Annotated in this window: 15 protein-coding genes and 2 pseudogenes; 10 read left to right on the forward strand and 7 right to left on the reverse strand. The window is 56.4% G+C overall.

Annotated elements, in window-relative coordinates; all coding sequences use genetic code 11:
• Nucleotides 1-45: 45 nt before the first annotated feature.
• Complete coding sequence (locus tag AC515T_RS11745; protein ID WP_496532598.1) at nucleotides 46-1,158, reverse strand: endonuclease/exonuclease/phosphatase family protein; 1,113 nt, start codon at nucleotides 1,156-1,158, stop codon at nucleotides 46-48.
• Between the two features lie 712 nt (nucleotides 1,159-1,870).
• Here AC515T_RS11745 and AC515T_RS11750 point away from each other — a divergent pair.
• Nucleotides 1,871-2,776, forward strand: a complete 906-nt coding sequence (locus tag AC515T_RS11750) for a DMT family transporter (RefSeq protein ID WP_496532599.1) — start codon at nucleotides 1,871-1,873, stop codon at nucleotides 2,774-2,776.
• A 42-nt stretch (nucleotides 2,777-2,818) separates the two neighbouring features.
• Nucleotides 2,819-3,430 (forward strand): class I SAM-dependent methyltransferase, encoded by a 612-nt coding sequence (locus tag AC515T_RS11755; RefSeq protein WP_496532600.1) that lies wholly within the window; start codon nucleotides 2,819-2,821, stop codon nucleotides 3,428-3,430.
• 37 nt (nucleotides 3,431-3,467) lie between these two features.
• Here the strand turns inward: AC515T_RS11755 and AC515T_RS11760 are convergent, their stop codons facing one another.
• On the reverse strand, nucleotides 3,468-3,830 hold the full coding sequence (locus AC515T_RS11760) for a glyoxalase superfamily protein (protein ID WP_496532601.1): 363 nt from the start codon (nucleotides 3,828-3,830) through the stop codon (nucleotides 3,468-3,470).
• A 559-nt stretch (nucleotides 3,831-4,389) separates the two neighbouring features.
• Here AC515T_RS11760 and AC515T_RS11765 point away from each other — a divergent pair.
• Nucleotides 4,390-5,364, forward strand: a pseudogene (locus tag AC515T_RS11765) (M10 family metallopeptidase C-terminal domain-containing protein); the annotation flags it as partial.
• Between the two features lie 107 nt (nucleotides 5,365-5,471).
• Nucleotides 5,472-6,395, forward strand: a complete 924-nt coding sequence (locus AC515T_RS11770; RefSeq protein WP_496532602.1) for a M10 family metallopeptidase C-terminal domain-containing protein — start codon at nucleotides 5,472-5,474, stop codon at nucleotides 6,393-6,395.
• A gap of 165 nt (nucleotides 6,396-6,560) precedes the next feature.
• Here AC515T_RS11770 and AC515T_RS11775 read toward each other — a convergent pair.
• Nucleotides 6,561-6,659: pseudogene (locus tag AC515T_RS11775) on the reverse strand (oxidoreductase); the annotation flags it as partial.
• 535 nt (nucleotides 6,660-7,194) lie between these two features.
• On the opposite strand from AC515T_RS11775, the gene AC515T_RS11780 reads away from it, so the two are divergent.
• Nucleotides 7,195-9,096, forward strand: coding sequence for a potassium transporter Kup (locus AC515T_RS11780; RefSeq protein ID WP_496532603.1), 1,902 nt, complete (start codon nucleotides 7,195-7,197; stop codon nucleotides 9,094-9,096).
• Nucleotides 9,097-9,173: 77 nt separating this feature from the next.
• Here AC515T_RS11780 and AC515T_RS11785 read toward each other — a convergent pair whose 3' ends face one another.
• Nucleotides 9,174-9,983, reverse strand: coding sequence for an isocitrate lyase/PEP mutase family protein (locus AC515T_RS11785; RefSeq protein ID WP_496532604.1), 810 nt, complete (start codon nucleotides 9,981-9,983; stop codon nucleotides 9,174-9,176).
• Nucleotides 9,984-10,147: 164 nt separating this feature from the next.
• Between AC515T_RS11785 and AC515T_RS11790 the strand changes: the two genes are divergently transcribed.
• On the forward strand, nucleotides 10,148-10,342 hold the full coding sequence (locus AC515T_RS11790) for a hypothetical protein (RefSeq protein ID WP_496532605.1): 195 nt from the start codon (nucleotides 10,148-10,150) through the stop codon (nucleotides 10,340-10,342).
• 101 nt (nucleotides 10,343-10,443) lie between these two features.
• On the opposite strand, the gene AC515T_RS11795 is transcribed toward AC515T_RS11790, so the two are convergent.
• Nucleotides 10,444-11,448, reverse strand: coding sequence for an aldo/keto reductase (locus AC515T_RS11795; RefSeq protein ID WP_496532606.1), 1,005 nt, complete (start codon nucleotides 11,446-11,448; stop codon nucleotides 10,444-10,446).
• A gap of 68 nt (nucleotides 11,449-11,516) precedes the next feature.
• Nucleotides 11,517-12,077 (reverse strand): PaaI family thioesterase, encoded by a 561-nt coding sequence (locus AC515T_RS11800; protein WP_496532607.1) that lies wholly within the window; start codon nucleotides 12,075-12,077, stop codon nucleotides 11,517-11,519.
• Between the two features lie 62 nt (nucleotides 12,078-12,139).
• Between AC515T_RS11800 and AC515T_RS11805 the strand changes: the two genes are divergently transcribed.
• Complete coding sequence (locus AC515T_RS11805; RefSeq protein WP_496532608.1) at nucleotides 12,140-12,592, forward strand: MarR family winged helix-turn-helix transcriptional regulator; 453 nt, start codon at nucleotides 12,140-12,142, stop codon at nucleotides 12,590-12,592.
• 14 nt (nucleotides 12,593-12,606) lie between these two features.
• On the opposite strand, the gene AC515T_RS11810 is transcribed toward AC515T_RS11805, so the two are convergent.
• A complete protein-coding gene (locus tag AC515T_RS11810; protein ID WP_496533119.1) occupies nucleotides 12,607-13,599 on the reverse strand; it encodes a GntR family transcriptional regulator in 993 nt (330 codons plus the stop codon).
• A gap of 339 nt (nucleotides 13,600-13,938) precedes the next feature.
• Between AC515T_RS11810 and AC515T_RS11815 the strand changes: the two genes are divergently transcribed.
• From AC515T_RS11815 to AC515T_RS11825, 3 genes are read left to right on the forward strand one after another with little or no spacing between them, the layout of a single operon-like run.
• Entirely contained in the window at nucleotides 13,939-15,315 is a 1,377-nt protein-coding gene (locus AC515T_RS11815; RefSeq protein WP_496533120.1) for an amidase, read from the forward strand.
• Between the two features lie 41 nt (nucleotides 15,316-15,356).
• Complete coding sequence (locus tag AC515T_RS11820; RefSeq protein ID WP_496532609.1) at nucleotides 15,357-16,235, forward strand: polysaccharide deacetylase family protein; 879 nt, start codon at nucleotides 15,357-15,359, stop codon at nucleotides 16,233-16,235.
• 28 nt (nucleotides 16,236-16,263) lie between these two features.
• Nucleotides 16,264-17,604, forward strand: a complete 1,341-nt coding sequence (locus AC515T_RS11825; protein ID WP_496532610.1) for an MFS transporter — start codon at nucleotides 16,264-16,266, stop codon at nucleotides 17,602-17,604.
• The last annotated feature ends 7 nt before the right edge of the window (nucleotides 17,605-17,611 follow it).

A 17,611-nucleotide genomic window follows, 5' to 3' on the forward strand; every position in this document is an offset into this window, starting at 1 on the left:
AAGTAGCTGCGCCTGCACGATCGCTTGCGATTAGCTCAAGAGCGTTCAGATATCGAGATCCACCCATACAGCAGCATGATCAGAACCCGCGTTTGCTTTCTTGGTGATTTCGGGATAGGCCTCCCAACGTACGGGTCTTGAACCTGGCCACATACCCTTGCGGTATACGCCACCAGCTTTCACTTTTAGAAAAAGCTCTGGCGACAGCAGCAGATAGTCAATTTTGTTGGCTGCTGTGCAAGATCCGTATGTTCCAGGGTAACCACCATCATCGAAACGCTCGTGGGCGAACACATCTTTCAGCGTCGTATCGTCAAGGAGCGGCTTCAATGCGTCGCTGTCCGGCGTGTCGTTCAAGTCACCCACGACGGCAACATATTGTTCGCCTTGCTCAATCAACAAGTTATAGATTTCCTTCACTCGATTGGCTTGGGCGAATCTTCTTTTGGCCGAATCAGAGGGGCTGCCGTAGCCTTTGCTTTTGAAATGATTGACTAACAATACCAGTTGGAGGCCGGATGGCATTGTCAGATAAAACTCTGGACAATCCCTTGAAAAAATCAGTGGGCCGACATCCACACGATCATCCACATGGCTGCGCATGGTTCCGATTGGAAAGCCTGAGCGTGCGGCCACGCCGACATCAATGCCGCGCTCGTCATTGCCGTCTATCAGCATCAGATGGCTGAACACATCACCGCCTAACCCACCGATGATCTCGGTGTTGAAGTCGCGTAGCGCTGGCCTGCTTTCCGCCTCCACCACCGCCAGTACATCGGCTTTCAGATCAATCATCACCCGGGCAGTGTTGCGCATGGCTTCCTCGTCAACAGGTGCCTGAATCAACTCCAGCGAGCCGACCCAATCGGATCGTCCATCAGCGACAATTGTTACTTCACCGTTGCGGGATCGTTTGACCAGGCTGCCACGATTTTGCCGAAGCAGGGTGAAGGGCCCTTGGTCTGAGGGGCTGAGTCCCAGCTCATCCAGCAAACGCACCATGTGTTGCTTATCCGCCGCCGTATAGGCTTCTTGGCCTAGCAAGGCATTGAGTTTTGCGAAGCGCTCCAACGTCGGCTTGCCTTTTGCCCACCCCTCAAGGTTCATGACTGCGGCGCGGTTGAAGAGATTTTCGACGTTGTAAGTGGCAAGTCTCATCAGGAATCCTTGGGCGTAAAGCGCGCCTGTCATTATTTGCGTTGGGATGAGCTTTCCATCAAGTGGTGACATTGAGATGAATGTGGCTGACGCGTATTCGGGGGACTACAGAAATTGACTGCCCTGGCGGCTAAGGGTTTTTATCGGGAAAAAAAGGGGGCTCGCAGTTTGGCAATGCGGTAAGACGGTGGGCTGGTTTCATTTATAGCAGCAGATATATAACTCAATGAGCAGAGAGGCTTGATTTTTCTTATAAAGATGTTCGAGCCAATCCGATGGCGTCATACAATATGCTTAAGACTGTCACCAAGCTGTTACAAAGGTAGAGTCGCATCATTATCATCGAATTCATGTATCAATATCTTTGATGGCAAAAAGAGCTTGTGCTCTTGAAAAATAAAGGTTAAAAATTGGATCCAATCAGGCGCAGGGCTCTTTGGCGGCCTTAGACTGCTGATTGCGTTCATAGACCTCTAGGGATAAGGACTTAAGTCCCAAGGATGATTGATTTGAATCCAATACTTACTGGGTTTGATAGGCATAGCGCGCCAAGGGAAAGAAGCGGGTGATCGCCATTTGAATTTGTACTCATCCTTCATGGGTCGCATGAGTCTGGGCGTCGGCTATGCGCTGCTGGCAATGGCTGCGCTAATGATGACTCCTATGACTGTTCATGTTCGAAATGTGCAGCACGCCTTGCTACGTTGGTACTATGAAAAGCAAAACAATTACGTCGAACGTCCTGCTCATGGGGGCTGCGATTATTTGGGGGTGTGCGTTTGTTCCTCAGAAAATTGGTATGGATTCGATTGGGCCTTTCTGGTTTACAGCAATACGCTTTACGATCGGAACAATTCTAATCCTGCCTTTGCTTTATTTGGAGAAAGGCACCGCCAAGCTCACTTCAAAGGATTGGATGAAAGGGGTTGCTGTAGGTGTAATCCTTTTTGGCGGAATAAATCTTCAGCAGGTGGCGTTAATCTATGCGTCCGTAGCAAATACTGGATTTATCACCGGCCTCTACGTCGCGCTCGTGCCTCTACTTTGCCTGTTTACTGGGCAGCGCCATGGCGCTGGACTTTGGATCGGTGTAATTCTGGCAGTAATTGGTCTGTATTTGTTGAGTGTCCATGGTGCATTGCAGGTTAATCCTGGCGACCTCCTTACATTGCTGAGTTCTCTTTTTTGGGCGCTACAAGTGATAGCTCTTTCTTCGTTCTGCCACAGTCTGCCGCCGATTAAGCTTGCGATAATCCAGTCAGGTACGTGCTTGATCATGTCGTTGGTGCTTGCACTTTTTGTGGAGCCTATATCCGGCCAGATGGTTCGAGACGCCTACATTCCATTGCTATATGGAAGCGTGATGTCAGTCGCGGTGGGTTTTACCCTGCAGATTCTGGCTCAAAGACATATCAAGGCAGCACATAGTGCGATCATCCTTAGCACGGAGTCCGTGATCGCCGCAGTCGCAGCCTGGGCAATTCTTGGAGAAACGCTTGGGGCCAGGGAGGTTTTAGGGTGCATCCTGATATTGGCGGGTACTCTCATTGCTCAATTTTCCGGTGCGCAGTTGAGCGCGTCCCCCGTGCCCAGCGCAGAGATAAAGCAAGTGACGTAAAGCGTCTGAATTTCTTATCCGCTTGAGACCAAGGAGAAGGCTATGTCCGCTTTAGAGAGAACTCTGTTGTCAGACGATGAGCGCGAGTCAATGACAGCTAATCCGGCAAGGCAGGACGAAGCATTTTTAAAAGGTGCCTATGCGTATCTGTCCAATACCGCTCTGACCGCCAGATATTCTGTAATTTCCGGAATTATCGAAGAGCATGACTGCGACCGAATACTTGACATAGGTTGCTACACCGGAGGGTTAAGAGCTTCTCTGAATCGCCACAGGGCATACCACGGAATCGATATCTCAGCGCATGCGATATTAGAAGCTCGAAAGAATTATGCTCACATTGAGCGTACAAGCTTTACCGTTGGTGACGTTCGTACAGTCAGGTTGCTTGAGGATGATTTCACCTGCGTCGTATGGGCTGGTATCGGATTTGGTTATTCACAAGCCGACAATCAGTCTTTTGTAGATCTGTTTGATAAAACATGTGAGTTCTGTAGTGAAGACGGAATCCTGATTTTCGAATGTATAGAAGGATATGCTTGGATACAAACCCACATAGAGAGGGTGAGCAAGATTCTCAATGTGCTGCAGGTGACATACCCGTTAGCGTCGGTTCATAATAAGCGCACATTATTTATATCTAGAAAAATTTGAATGCAAAAAAACGCTGCTATGTCTAGCAGCGTTTTTTTTAGCTTAATTTATTTTCCGTCAGTCTAAGTTGATTGCCGAAAGGATCGGCTATTTGCAGGGTGGTCGATGCCTCGGTATGACTGACAAATACAAGTTTTCCAGATGGCAGCCGGCTACGAAGCTCAAGATAAAACTGATCGATGCCTGATACATGAACCATTACGACCGCGCCTGGTTCTGCATCACCTTCATGCTCGGTGAGATGTAGAACCAGTTTGTCTTTTCGGATTTGCAAATATACGGGGTGGTTTCGCTGCTGATAGATCCAGTCTATTGTGAATCCCAGGCAATCAACATAATGCTCTCGAGCGAGCCGTTCTGAGGAAATCTTGAAAACCGGTATAGCAGTTGCAAGTTCCATGTGCGCGCACCTGATGTTTGTCTCTCTCGGAGATTACTTAAATTGAAGTGCTAGATCAAGTTTAACCGTTAAACGAAATGATGGTGCCTGGTTGATCGCTAAGCGGCGAACTCGTGAGTGACGGTTTTTGTTGTCGGTTGTTAATGCAAGGTGGATGCGATCTGCTACGGTCTCGCTCGCCTTAACGAAATCTAATTGCCCACCCACCTCGCTGTTTGATCATGATCTGCGCGACGGGAAGTTGGGGCGGTGGAGTGATGTAGGCGGACCAGAAGTTGCGCATTGGACACTTTATTCGTCAGGTACTTATTAAGCGTAGATAGGTCTGTATTTCTCGACTATTTGAGAGAGGCTTTTCCACGGGTACACCGGAGAGAGAAGGTCGGCCGAAAAAGCGATCTGCGTGATAAGAGACACGAGAACATTACGGGAACGAAGGGGCTGGTGCGTCGCGCCTGTTGTCTGGCTGTTGAATCCAGGCTGGCGGATTAGGAGTAAACGGCTACTTTGTACAAGGCGAAATTCACGGAGTATCCCATCGACACTGCGAGGCTCAAGCATGACCAGCTCAGACATCGGTGCCAGCGCGGCGCTACGTGCCGGCACCGGAAAAACGTTCGTGGACCTGGAAGGCTATAACGACACCGCCAAAATAGCGGTGGGGCCGGACGGTAAAATCTGGCTTGCCGGGATAACGTGGGTAGATACCGGACAATGGGAGTACGAAGGCTATAGGACTTCTTTGGTTCGTCTTAACGCCGACGGCACGATCGACACCACGTTCAGCGACGATGGCAAGGCCTTGCTTCCTCGCGACATATACCCAGGCGAGGGCTATAGCGCAGCCGTACAGGCCGATGGGAAGTTCCTGATCGTCTATCCGCATTTCTCTGACCCGAGCATCGTCATGGTCCGTCTGAACATCGACGGGTCGGTGGATCAAAGCTTCGGCGTCAATGGAACCGCCACCGCGCCGGCTGCATGGGGAGATTCCGCCAGCGCGACCGTACAGCCGGACGGCAAAATCCTCGTGTCGAATTATGACGCCTACGAGCATCATTTTTCCGTCAATCGCTTCAATGCCGACGGTACGGTTGATTCGAGTTTCAACGGCGGCAAAGCCGTAGCGTTCACGGTTCCCGACATCAACACACTGGAGGGCTTTGGCCTGACGCTGCAAGCCGACGGGAAGATCCTGGTTCCAGGTTACAACGAGGCATTCGTGGTCGCGCGATTGAATCCCGATGGGTCCCTGGACACCGGCTTTGGCACTGACGGTACGGCCGACATTGAGGTGGCCGGCTTGGCGAAGTCCATTGCAGTGCAGGGCGACGGTAAAATCCTGGTGGCGGGTTATAACCAGGAAGGCGCAACCGGCTATGACTTCAAGATCATCCGGCTGAATCAAGACGGAACCTTTGACGCAAGTTTTGGCAACAAGGGCGTCGCTGTATTCGATCTGGCCGGAGGCAGGGATACGGCCCGGGACATTACGGTGCTCGCGGACGGTAAGATCCTGGTGGCCGGGCAGAGCACTATTTTGGCAACGATGACTTCAGCATCATCAGGCTCAACGCTGACGGAACACTGGATACCACCTTTGGAGCGCTTGCAGGTGTATTGCCCCAAATTGCCGGAGGCGTGGGCGACGATGCGCTCCATGGCGCTTATGTCCCGGAACACCTCAGTGGTCATGACGGCAACGACCTGCTCGATGGAGGAGGGCAACGAGATGTCCTCGAGGGTGGCGCCGGCGCCGATGTGTTCCGAATCACCTCCATCGGCGACAGCTATCGCACCGACACTCAGGCCTTCAGCGATCGCATCGTTGACTTCGATGCCAGCCAGGACCTTATCGACCTGTCTTCGCTAGGCTTCAGCGGGCTGGGCAACGGGCTTGACGGAACCCTGGCGGTTCAAGTCAATGACACCGGCACCCGTACTTATCTGAAAAGCTTTGAACCGGACGGACAGGGCAATCGTTTCGAACTGGTACTCAACGGCGATCTCGCTCAAGCGCTCAACGAAACCAACCTGGTGTTCGCCCCCAGCCTGATCCAGGGAACGGAGTCGGCCGATCGACTGAATGGTTCCGCTGTGGGCGATGTACTCGTTGCCGGTGGTGGTAACGATGTCGTCTGGGGCGGCGCCGGACACGATATTCTCGATGCGGGCTTGGGACGAGACGTGCTGAACGGGGGAGAGGGCTCGGACGTGTTCCGCTATGGGTCCATCGAAGACAGCTTCCGTACGACCGATGGCAATTTCCAGGATCGGATCATCGACTTCGATCCTGATACCGACAAGATAGACGTCTCCGCGTTAGGCTTCACCGAGTTGTGGAACGGCTACAACTCAACGCTGAAGGCGGTGCTGAGCGAGGACGGTCAGCGAACCTACCTGAAAAGCTACAGCGCCGACGAACAGGGGCGCCGGTTCGAAATCACCCTGGAAGGCGATGTGGCCTCGCAACTTCGAGACGATAACTTCATCTTCGCTTCGGGTGATGAACCCTTTTCAGAGCTGCGGCTCCTGGGGGTGCCGGCGCCTGAGCAGTTTGGGTAGTCCTCCTACCGTCCTGCTACTGGGACGGAAGAGGTCTGGGTAGACCTGCTTGCCGACGGAGCGAGGCGTCGCTTACGCGTGTCGCCCCTCGGGAAAATTGAGAAAAAAGCCACTCAGATGAGTGGTTTTTTTGCCTTGGAAATACCTGCGGTCGTGGCGGCTGTACGCCTCGGTGATGCTGCCAAGCGGAGTGATCTCGCCCATACCAGCGTTGGCGACCAACACATCGATTCGGCCATGGCGTAAGTGCTTCACCTGGCCAAAAGTGATCCTTCCGAGCGACCGCTCCACCGTTGAATGGCGATACCAGCGAAACGATGACGGTGTGCGATAAAGGCGGGCTTGCAGCTTGCGGGGTATCGGGCCATCGGATCCATAGGCGCTACGGCAGGAGTGCTTCACGATCCCATCTAGTTATCCAATAAATCCGTGTGTATGTCTGTGGATAACCACGCTGATGCCAGGTAGGCAGGGCGTCTTAATGGGCGCTCAAAAAATGCACAGGTAGATGGGACGTCACGTCTCATCGCAGGCCATTGGGTTGGATAGGGGGAACCGAGGTCACCTGCATGCATGCTAAGCAAGTAGATACACCGTACCGTCGTAAAATCGAGGGAAGAGGGCGGGCATGGACAGCTCTAAGCTAACTCACAGAGCGAATTTTACGTTTTTTTTACGGAGGCTTTTTCTTGCCGCCGGGATACTAAGCGCGTTTCTGGCGCCCATGCCTTATCTACGTTTTTAGTGATAACGCCCAGGGGAGCCATGTACTTACTCCCGCAGTCTGAGAGAAGCCCCCGTGAGTGAAACGGCGACCATTGCACACAAAAACTCAGCCTCAAAAACATCCGGCGTTGGCTTGGTCATTGCCGCCGTCGGAGTGGTCTATGGCGATATCGGTACCAGTCCTCTCTATACGCTGAAAGAGGTGTTTTCCGGTCACTTCGGGGTTCAAGCCAATCACGATGGGGTGCTGGGCATCCTGTCGCTGATTTTCTGGTCGTTGGTCTGGGTTGTCTCGATCAAATACGTACTGTTCATTCTGAGGGCCGACAACCAAGGGGAAGGCGGCATCATGGCTTTGACGGCCTTGGCCCGTCGCGCGTCGGCACCTTATCCGAACATGAGCAAGGTACTGGTTCTTCTTGGCCTGTTTGGAGCGGCACTGTTCTACGGGGACAGTATGATTACCCCGGCTATTTCAGTCCTCTCTGCGGTCGAAGGACTTCAGCTTGCCTTTGATGGCGTAGAGAACTGGGTGGTGCCGCTGTCGGTCATCGTGTTGGTGGCGCTGTTCCTGATACAGAAACATGGCACGGCGCGGATCGGTATCCTCTTCGGGCCAGTCATGGTGTTGTGGTTTGTCGTGTTGGGTGTACTTGGGGTCCACGGTATCGTGCAACGACCTGAAGTACTCCAGGCGCTGAACCCTATCTGGGCAATACGCTTCTTCGTCGTTCATCCGGGTGTCGGCGTGGCGATCCTGGGCGCCGTGGTCTTGGCCTTGACCGGTGCGGAGGCGCTTTATGCGGACATGGGCCATTTCGGTCGCCGACCGATCTCTCGTGCGTGGTTCATGTTGGTACTGCCAGGGTTGGCGCTCAACTATTTTGGCCAGGGCGCCCTGATCCTGGAAAACCCCGAGGCGGTTCGCAATCCGTTCTATTTGCTGGCGCCAAGCTGGGCATTGCTGCCGATGGTCGCGCTGTCCACGCTGGCGACCATCATTGCGTCCCAGGCCGTGATATCGGGTGCTTTTTCCCTGACGCGGCAGGCTATCCAGTTAGGGTATGTCCCGCGCATGTTCATCCAGCACACGTCCAGTCAAGAACAGGGGCAAATCTACATCGGCACGGTCAACTGGGCACTCATGGTCGGGGTGGTGTTGCTGGTCATCGGCTTTGAGTCGTCCAGTGCCCTGGCTGCCGCTTATGGCGTGGCAGTCACGGGCACGATGCTGATCACCACGGTCCTGTCGTCAGCGGTCGTGCTACTTCTTTGGAAAACTCCGCGTTGGCTGGCCATGCCTTTGCTGCTTGGTTTCTTGCTGGTAGACGGCCTGTATTTCGCGGCGAACGCGCCGAAGATCTTTCAAGGGGGTGCGTTCCCGGTGATTGCCGGCGTCGGTCTGTTCATCTTGATGACGACTTGGAAACGGGGTCGCAAGATTATCGTCGAGCGGCTGGATGAAACGGCGCTCCCTCTGCCTTTGTTTATCGCCAGCATCCGTTCACAGCCACCCCATCGGGTGCAAGGTACTGCGGTTTTCCTGACGGCGCGCACTGATGCCGTTCCGCATGCGCTCTTGCACAACCTGCTGCACAACCAAGTGCTCCATGAACAGGTGGTGTTGCTGACCGTCGTTTCCGAGGACAGTCCCCGAGTGGCCGCTGGCCGACGCTTCGAGGTTGAGGCTCATGGAGAAGGGTTCTTCCGCGTCAGCCTCCATTTCGGTTTCATGGAAGAGCCTGATGTGCCGCTGGCATTGAGAGAGTGCCATCTCAACGAGCTTGATTTCAGCCCTATGCGGACCACTTACTTTCTTAGCCGCGAGACCGTGATCCCAACCAAGCGCATTGGCATGGCCCGGTGGCGCGAAAACCTGTTCGCGTTTTTGCTGAAGAATGCCAACAGTAACTTGAAATATTTCAAGCTGCCTTTGAACCGGGTGATAGAGCTCGGTACTCAAGTGGAAATGTAACGGCGAAGATCTTCATGTTTCAGAACCAGACACCTTCTGTTCAGACTGGCGTTTGGCCTCGTCCGAGGACCCAGGCGTTACTCGGTTTTCGCTGCCATCAAGGCGTTCAATTCGCCGTATGTATGGGCTTTCAAGGCGTGGGTGTCGAGTTGGCCGTTGTCCAAGAAACTGCGGACCAATGCTCCCATGGCGCCGTGCAGAAATTCGGCGATGCTGGAGCCCGCACTGAGTCGTCTGACGCCCAGACGCTTCAATTCGTCGGGGGAGGGCAATCCGTCCCGGGACAACAGGTTGACTGGCAGTCTGGTGTCCCGGCAGATGGTGGCAATTTCGTCCGAATCGACCACGCCAGCGGCAAACAGACCATCCGCCCCGCCGCTGGCATACAGTGCGCTGCGCTTCAGAAGTTCCTCCAGGCGTTGTTCGGTGGGGAACAGGTTTTTCAGGTAGACGTCAGTCCGTACGTTGATGAACAGCTTGACGCCCGCCTGGTTCGCCACCTTTCTCGCGACGTCGATCTTACGGACAAGCAGCTCCGGAGAGCCCAGGCCGTCTTCGATGTTGATCCCGACCGCCCCAGCGGCGATGACGGCGTCAACCACTTGACCGACCCGGTCCAGGTCATCCGAGTAGCCGCCTTCGATATCCACCGTGAGCGGTACGCTGAGCACCCGTACCATCGACTTGACGGTGGTACTCAGCAGGTCGAGAGGCAACTTGTTGCCATCCTGATAACCATGCGACCAGGCCATGGCCGCGCTGCTGGTCGCTACGGCCTTGCCGCCCAAGCGTTCGACGACGCGCGCACCGCCCGCATCGGCCACATTGGCCAAGACCAGTAGTCCGTTCTGATGCAGGCTGTGAAAAGCGTTGTCCAGGGTGGGCATGACAATTCAATTCCTTTGAACGTTATGTTTTTAATGACAAGGGCGGCGTCTTAGGCAGGGCTATCATAATGATTAAAGCAGGTAAGTGTTGCTGGCGGTATGCAATGTCTGCGCAAGGGAGTCTTGGAGGGGAGCACTGTTTTTAAGTGTAGGCGGACAGTGCCTTGGCCGAGCTGGTGTCCGAAGGGATGCTGACGCACAGTCGCACAACCGACACGGTGGTGACTGGCTGGGCACCGCTTCAGAACCTGCATTATTTCCTTCAGTACTTCCGCCTGCACAACAAGGAAGGCGCGCTGCTGAAATCGCACCAGCGCGTGAATACGTCAACGAAATACGCTGAGACGTGTACTGGCTGATGCTCAAGGCGACGGCTCCGTGGGCAGCGTGTCGAATGATTCTGACCGCCGACGTGCTGGTTTTCCGCGCTATCAATAGGCACTTCTGGCCGAGTACCGCACTATGCCACGATCCGATCCGCGCTCTCGGCCCAGGGGATTACCGTCCGCGCTGGCGCTGAGGGCGTCAGGGTGCTTGCTGTATCGAGACGACTGATGTGCTCGGAAGAAAGCTCAAGCGACAGCGCGCCGAGGTTGTCGGTGAGCTGGGTCATTGAGCGTGGCCCGATGATCGGCACTGCTCCGTGGGTGCCTGCCCAGGCAATGGCGACCTGACCCGCACTGGCGCCGATCTCGCCCGCGATGGCAATGACGGTGTCGAGGATGTGCGTACGCTGCGCCGAATTCTCCGGCTGGAACACCCGGCCGCCCAAACCTTCGGCGCGACCTTTCTCCCCTTGGCGGTACTTGCCCGTCAGCATGCCGCCGCCCAGCGGCGACCACGTGACGATACCAAGGCCCAGTGCGTGCGATGCCGGGAACAGGTCGGCTTCGGGCTCGCGATGAACCAGGCTGTGCTCGAACTGCGCAGCCGCGATGGGAACGGTACGAGTCAGTTCGGTCAGGGTCACTGTGCGGGCGAGACGCCAGGCGGCGAAGTTCGAAAGGCCTGCATAGAGGATCTTGCCCGCGCGTGCCAAGTCCTCGAAGCCACGGACGATTTCTTCGGCTGGCGTGAGGCCATCGGGATGATGCACCCAGTAAATGTCAATCCGATCTGTCTTGAGTCGCTTCAGGCTCGCTTCCACGGAGGTGACCATGGCCCTGCGACTGTTGCCGGTGACCAGCCGATTGGCATTCGGCTGCGCGCCGTTGCTGTACTTCGTCGCAATGACGAAATCTTCGCGCCGCCCCTCCAGCAGGATGCCGATCTGTTCCTCCGATTGTCCGAACTGATAGACATCCGCTGTATCGATGAAGTTGCCCCCAGCCTCGGCATAGGCGTTGAAGATCGCTTTGCTGGTATCGGGATCGGCACCATGGCCCCAACCCGTGCCAAAGTTGCCCGTGCCGAGCGCCACCTGCGAAACCCGCAGACCGGTCTTGCCAAAGGATGTGTATTTCATGACTTTCTCCGTTGATTGAGGCGGAACCACGAGGTTACTCAGTTCGGACCGGAGCGCAGAGAACAACGTCAGGCTTGCTCATGTGGACGCTTCGGGGAAGGTGCAGGGAAATCGAAGATCAAGCATGTCGTGGTGGCGTGGGCGTACAGCTTGCCGTCGGGGCCAACGATTCGGCCTTCGGCCGTGGCAATCCGACTTCCCGCATGGATCAACTTGCCCTCGGCGCGTACCAGCGGTACCGCGTCGGTCAAGGCACGGACCATGTTGACTTTCAGCTCCAGCGTAGTGAAGCCCTTGCCTGCGGGTAAGGTCGAATGCACGGCGCAACCCACCGCCGAATCGAGCAGCGTGGAAAACCAACCGCCGTGCACGGTTCCCAGCGGGTTGTAGTGCCTTCGTTGCGGCCGACCTTGGAAGATCGCTGTGCCTGGTTCCATGTGAATGGGCAGGAAATCGAGCGTATCGCCGATTGGGGCGGGTGGTAGTTCCCCGGCGAAAATTGCCTCGAACAACTCCATGCCCGTCAGGCTGGTGATTTGTTTCTGCGTTGCGGTGTGGGAGGTATTCCAACGGGCACGAATCGCTTTTTCCTCTTCGTCCCACTGAGCAACGACCTGGTCAGCCTCCATCACGAACTCCTTCCTCATCTTCAATACTTGTATATGCAATATTTGTAGATACAATCTATAACATGAAAAACATGACCAAGCCACAGGGTTGTACCAACCTGAAAATTCGCCAGCTCAATCGCATGGTGACGCGTCACTACGATCGCTATATCGCCGAGTCCGGATTAAAAAACACGCAGTACTCATTGTTGTCACACGTCGTCAGACTGGGGCCCATTCGTCCGAGCGACCTGGCTAGGCGAATGCAAATGGAGGCTTCGACGTTGACACGGAATATGCAGCCACTGGTCGCTCAAGGCTGGTTGACGGTCGGGGCAGGTGGCGACGCGCGCAGCCGCCTTGTCCAAGTGACCGAAGCAGGACTGGAAAAGCAAGCTGAAGGGCGGCACGCCTGGAAAGAGGCGCAATTGGCACTTAATGAGCGACTTGGCGTGCATCGCGTTGCGGCGCTCCATGAGTTGCTGGATGCATGCATCGAGTGCCTTGATGATGAGCCTGAAACGTGTACGGACTGACCGGTAGACGATTTTCAGCTCAGCTTGGTCAGATACTCCGGCACCTGTTGCTCAGGTAGCACGGACAGGACCTTCAACCGCTGCAACATGCGCTGGCGGGCGCGGTGGAGGTGTTCCTTGAGGTTCAGTGCTGCTGCGTCGAATGCGCCATGCAATAGCAGTTCTAAAATCAAACGGTGCTCCGCCAGCATGGCTTCGTCGGGGCCCAGGCCCAACTGACTGTAAAAAATCCGACTGATGATCCTGGGGCTCTGGGCCTGCCGGATCAGCGTAGCGATCTTGCGATTGTTTATTCCGGCGAGGCAGTGGTAGTGCAGGTCTTCTTCAAGTTGCTCGATGCAGGGCAGGCTGCAACGTGGGTTGCTCTGTGCTTCTTTAACCCGAGCCAGCATCGTTTCAAGGGATTCCCGGCTAAGCCCGGGTGCGCTCTGGCGTAACGCCTCAGGTTCAAGACACGCGCGCAGCTCATAGTCTTCGGTAATCTCCCTGGCGGTAAGCGGGCCGGCCAGCCATTGGGAATAGGGTTCCTTTTCCACCAGGCCGCGGTCACGCAGGCGCATCAATGCCTCGCGTATTACCGCCCGACTGACGCCGTAATGCTCGGCGGCCCTTTGCTCGTCGAGTCGATAGTGCCCGAAAGCAATACAGGTCGATAAGGCCGAGCCAATCTCGTCGAACATCCGCTCGCCCAACGGCCGGGTATCGACCAGTTCCTCGCTGCTATCAAGGCCGAGTTGCTTGTGGGTAACGGCCAACCGTAGGGGCTCCACTTCCACCCCTTTTAGGTTGACCAGATAACCGCGGCCATCGAATCGACTGATCAAGCCTTCCTTATGCAACAGGTCCAACGCTTTGCGCACCGGTACGCGGCTGGTTCCGAACAGGTCGGCCAGAGGGGCTTCGAGCAGGACGAGCCCTTGGGGCATCTCCCCATCAACGATGGCGTCACGCAGGACCTGGCGGATCATGGCGTAGCGGGATGCAGTGCGGTAATCCTCGGCGGTCATCGATCTCATACGCTTCTCGAAAGGCGGGGGAGGATTCTCGCACAAGTCGGTTGTCACCGTGGACCACGTCATTTGTGCGCGTTCCTGGCGCTGTTGTTACTGTTCTGCACCAAAACGGATATTTTCTAATTAATACATTATTTGTATTGCTGGCGGCTCCTGCATGGAAGGCTCTGCGAAAGGGGAGTATCCACCCGCTTGGAAAGGTGTCTAGTCCGTAGGTTAGACGCTGGTTACTTGTTCAGGTTGCCGTCCTGGCATTCCTTCAGCATCAGTTTGGCACGCTATCTGCTCTGTAAAACGTACATTTTAATAATGAATACGTTTTTGGTGGATCAGATGTCCTACGCCAGTCCTCAATTACTGCTTGAAGCCGATGCGTTGGCCATGGCGGATGCATTCGCCTCGGGTAGCAGCGACCCGGTCAAGGCATTGGAAGAAATGCTGGCCAGGGTGATGGAAGTCGATGACGTGTTCATCTCTCTTTGTTCGGCGCGTGCCTTTCGCGAAGCCCACTCAGCAGCCGCACGCTGGAAGGCTGGACAGCCGGCAAGCGCACTGGACGGCGTTCCCATTGCTTGGAAAGACATGTTCGACGTCGCAGGCAGCCCAACTACCGCAGGCGCAGCCGTGCGCCGCGACATGTCGCCAGCGCTGCTCGACGCCAATGTCGTAGGTCTACTGGCGCGAGCCGGAATGGTCAGTGTCGGGAAAACGAACCTGAGCGAGTTTGCTTACTCGGGCCTTGGACTCAATCCCCATTTTGGAACGCCGCACAATCCTGTTGGACTCGACCAGCCACGCATTCCGGGTGGCTCGTCTTCAGGTTCAGCGGTCGCGGTCGCGGCGGGAATCGTGCCGATTGCGATGGGCACGGATACCGCTGGGTCTATCCGAATTCCAGCGGCCTTCAATGGGGTGGTGGGATTTCGCAGCAGTTGCAGACGCTATAGCCGCGAAGGCGTCTTCCCGCTCGCGCATACCCTCGACAGCGTGGGGCCTTTGACACGTAGTGTGCGCGATGCCTTGGCGATCGACGACATCCTGTGCGGGCGCACCCAGTCGACCTCACGCATTCCCCGCGGTCTGGCAGGGCAGCGTTTTTGGGTCGACCCGTCGGTCCTTGATGATCCACGCGTAGAACCTGCGGTGCGTGACAACCTGCTGAACTGCTTGAGCGTGTTGAAAGGTCACGGTGCGCAGATTGACCTGCGGCCTTCGCCAGCCTTCCAAGCGACGCTTCATCTCATCGAACAACAAGGCTGGCTTGGCGCCCCTGAGGCTTTCGCTCTGCATCAGCCGTTGCTCGACAGCGATGCTGCTGCCCGACTCGACCCCCGCGTGCGACGCCGTCTGGAAGCCGCACGTGCATTCCCCGCCAGCCAGTTGGTCAACCTCTACAGCGCGCGTAACCGGCTGCAGCAACAAATTGCCGATGAGCTGGATGGGGCGTTTTTGATTACGCCAAGCGTATCCCATGTCGCGCCACCCCTGGCGCCATTGGAAGCCGATGACGAACTGTTCGTGCACACCAATCTCGCGACGTTGCGCCTGACCATGCCCGGGAGCTTGCTGGATCTGCCGGGCGTGTCGCTGCCGAGCGGCTGCGATCCGCTCGGTTTGCCCACCGGCATGTTGATTAGCGCGCCTGCGGGCGAAGACTTTCGATTGTTGCGCGCGGCGCTGGCAGTGGAAGCCGCGTTGCGCCAGTCCTGAAAAATCCCACGACTGATTGATAAATCCCCAGGAGAACAATGATGGCTAAAGAAATTCTGTGCGCTTTCGGCGTCGACGTAGACGCCGTGGCAGGCTGGCTGGGCTCATATGGTGGGGAGGATTCGCCTGACGATATTTCCCGTGGCCTGTTCGCTGGTGAAATTGGCGCTCCGCGCTTGCTCAAGCTGTTCGAGCGTTACGGCTTGCGTACCACCTGGTTTATCCCCGGCCACTCGATGGAAACCTTTCCCACGCAGATGAAGGCGGTGGCCGACGCCGGCCATGAAATCGGCGTGCACGGCTACAGCCATGAAAACCCCATCGCCATGACCGCCGAGCAGGAAGAAATTGTCCTCGATAAATCCATCGAGCTGATCACCCAGGTCACCGGCAAACGTCCCACCGGCTACGTCGCGCCGTGGTGGGAATTCAGCAAGGTCACCAACGAGCTGCTGCTGAAAAAAGGCATCAAGTATGACCACAGCCTGATGCACAACGACTTCCACCCCTACTACGTGCGCAAGGGCGACAGCTGGACCAAGATCGACTACAGCCAACACCCCGACACCTGGATGAAACCCCTGGTGCGCGGTGAAGAAACCGATCTGGTGGAGATCCCGGCCAACTGGTACCTCGACGATTTGCCGCCGATGATGTTCATCAAAAAGGCGCCCAACAGTCACGGCTTCGTCAACCCGCGCCACCTCGAGGAAATGTGGCGCGACCAATTCGACTGGGTCTACCGCGAACACGAATACGCGGTGTTCACCATGACCATCCACCCCGATGTATCCGGCCGCCCGCAAGTGCTGCTGATGCTTGAGCGTCTGATCGAACACATCCAGAGCCATGCCGGCGTGCGCTTCGTCACTTTCGACGAAATCGCCGACGACTTTATCCGCCGGCAACCGCGTACCTGACACCCATCCATCCTTCGAGGCGCGATTCATGTCTATCTACAACAAGCTTGACCTGACTGGCTGGAAACCCCGGCAATTGACGTCCCAGGAAGTACGCTTCGCCACCTGGATCGCCTTCTTCGCCTGGGTGTTTGCGGTGTATGACTTTATCCTCTTCGGCACCTTGCTGCCGGAGATCGGCCGGCACTTTGGTTGGGGGGAAGTAGAGCAAGCTGAAATCGCGACCTGGGTGGCGGTGGGCACCGCCGTCGTTGCGTTGGCCATCGGGCCGATCGTCGACAAGCTGGGACGGCGCAAAGGAATTATTTTTACCGTGGCCGGGTCCGCACTGTGCTCGGCACTGACCGCAATTGGCGGGGCGTGGGGCAAGTCACCGCTGATTCTGATCCGTTCGTTGGGCGGCCTGGGCTATGCCGAAGAAACCGTCAATGCCACTTATTTGACCGAGTTGTATGGCGCCTCTGAAGACCCGCGGCTGACCAAACGTCGCGGCTTTATCTACAGCCTGGTGCAGGGCGGCTGGCCGGTCGGTGCGTTGATCGCGGCGGGTTTGACCGCGCTGTTGCTGCCGATCATCGGCTGGCAGGGTTGCTTCATCTTCGCCGCAATCCCGGCCATCGTGATTGCGATCATGGCGCGCAAGCTCAAGGAGAGCCCGCAGTTCCAGATCCACGAACGCATCAGTCAGTTGCGTAAAAACGGCGCCGTGACCGAAGCGCGAAACGTCGCCGTGACCTACGGCGTGGACTATGACGAACACAGCAAGGCTGGCCTCAAAGCCGCGTTCCGTGGCCCGGCCCGTCGCGCCACGTTGGTGATTGGCGCCGCGCTGCTGCTCAATTGGGCGGCCATCCAAGTGTTTAGCGTGCTCGGCACTTCAGTGATCGTCAGCGTGCACCACATCTCGTTCGAGAACTCGCTGATCATCCTCGTGTTGTCGAACCTGGTGGGTTACTGCGGCTACCTCAGCCACGGCTGGATGGGCGACAAGATCGGCCGTCGCAACGTGATTGGCTTGGGTTGGATGCTCGGCGGCCTGTCGTTTGCCGGGATGCTGTTCGGCCCGAGCAACATGGCGATGGTGGTCGGGCTGTACAGCCTGGGCCTGTTCTTCCTGATCGGGCCGTACTCGGCGGCGCTGTTTTTTATCAGTGAAAGTTTCCCCACCAGCATTCGCGCCACCGGTGGCGCGATCATCCATGCCATGGGCCCGATTGGCGCGGTGGTCGCAGGGTTCGGCGCCACCCAGGTGTTGTCCGCCGGCAGTGACTGGCAGACCGCCGCACTGTGGTTCGGAGCCGTGCCGTGCTTCTTGTCCGGTGCCCTGATGTTCGCCGCACGCCACGTGCGCCCGGAAACCGTTCAGTAAGGAGTTC

It is taken from the genome of Pseudomonas sp. FSO-7 (assembly GCF_059579345.1).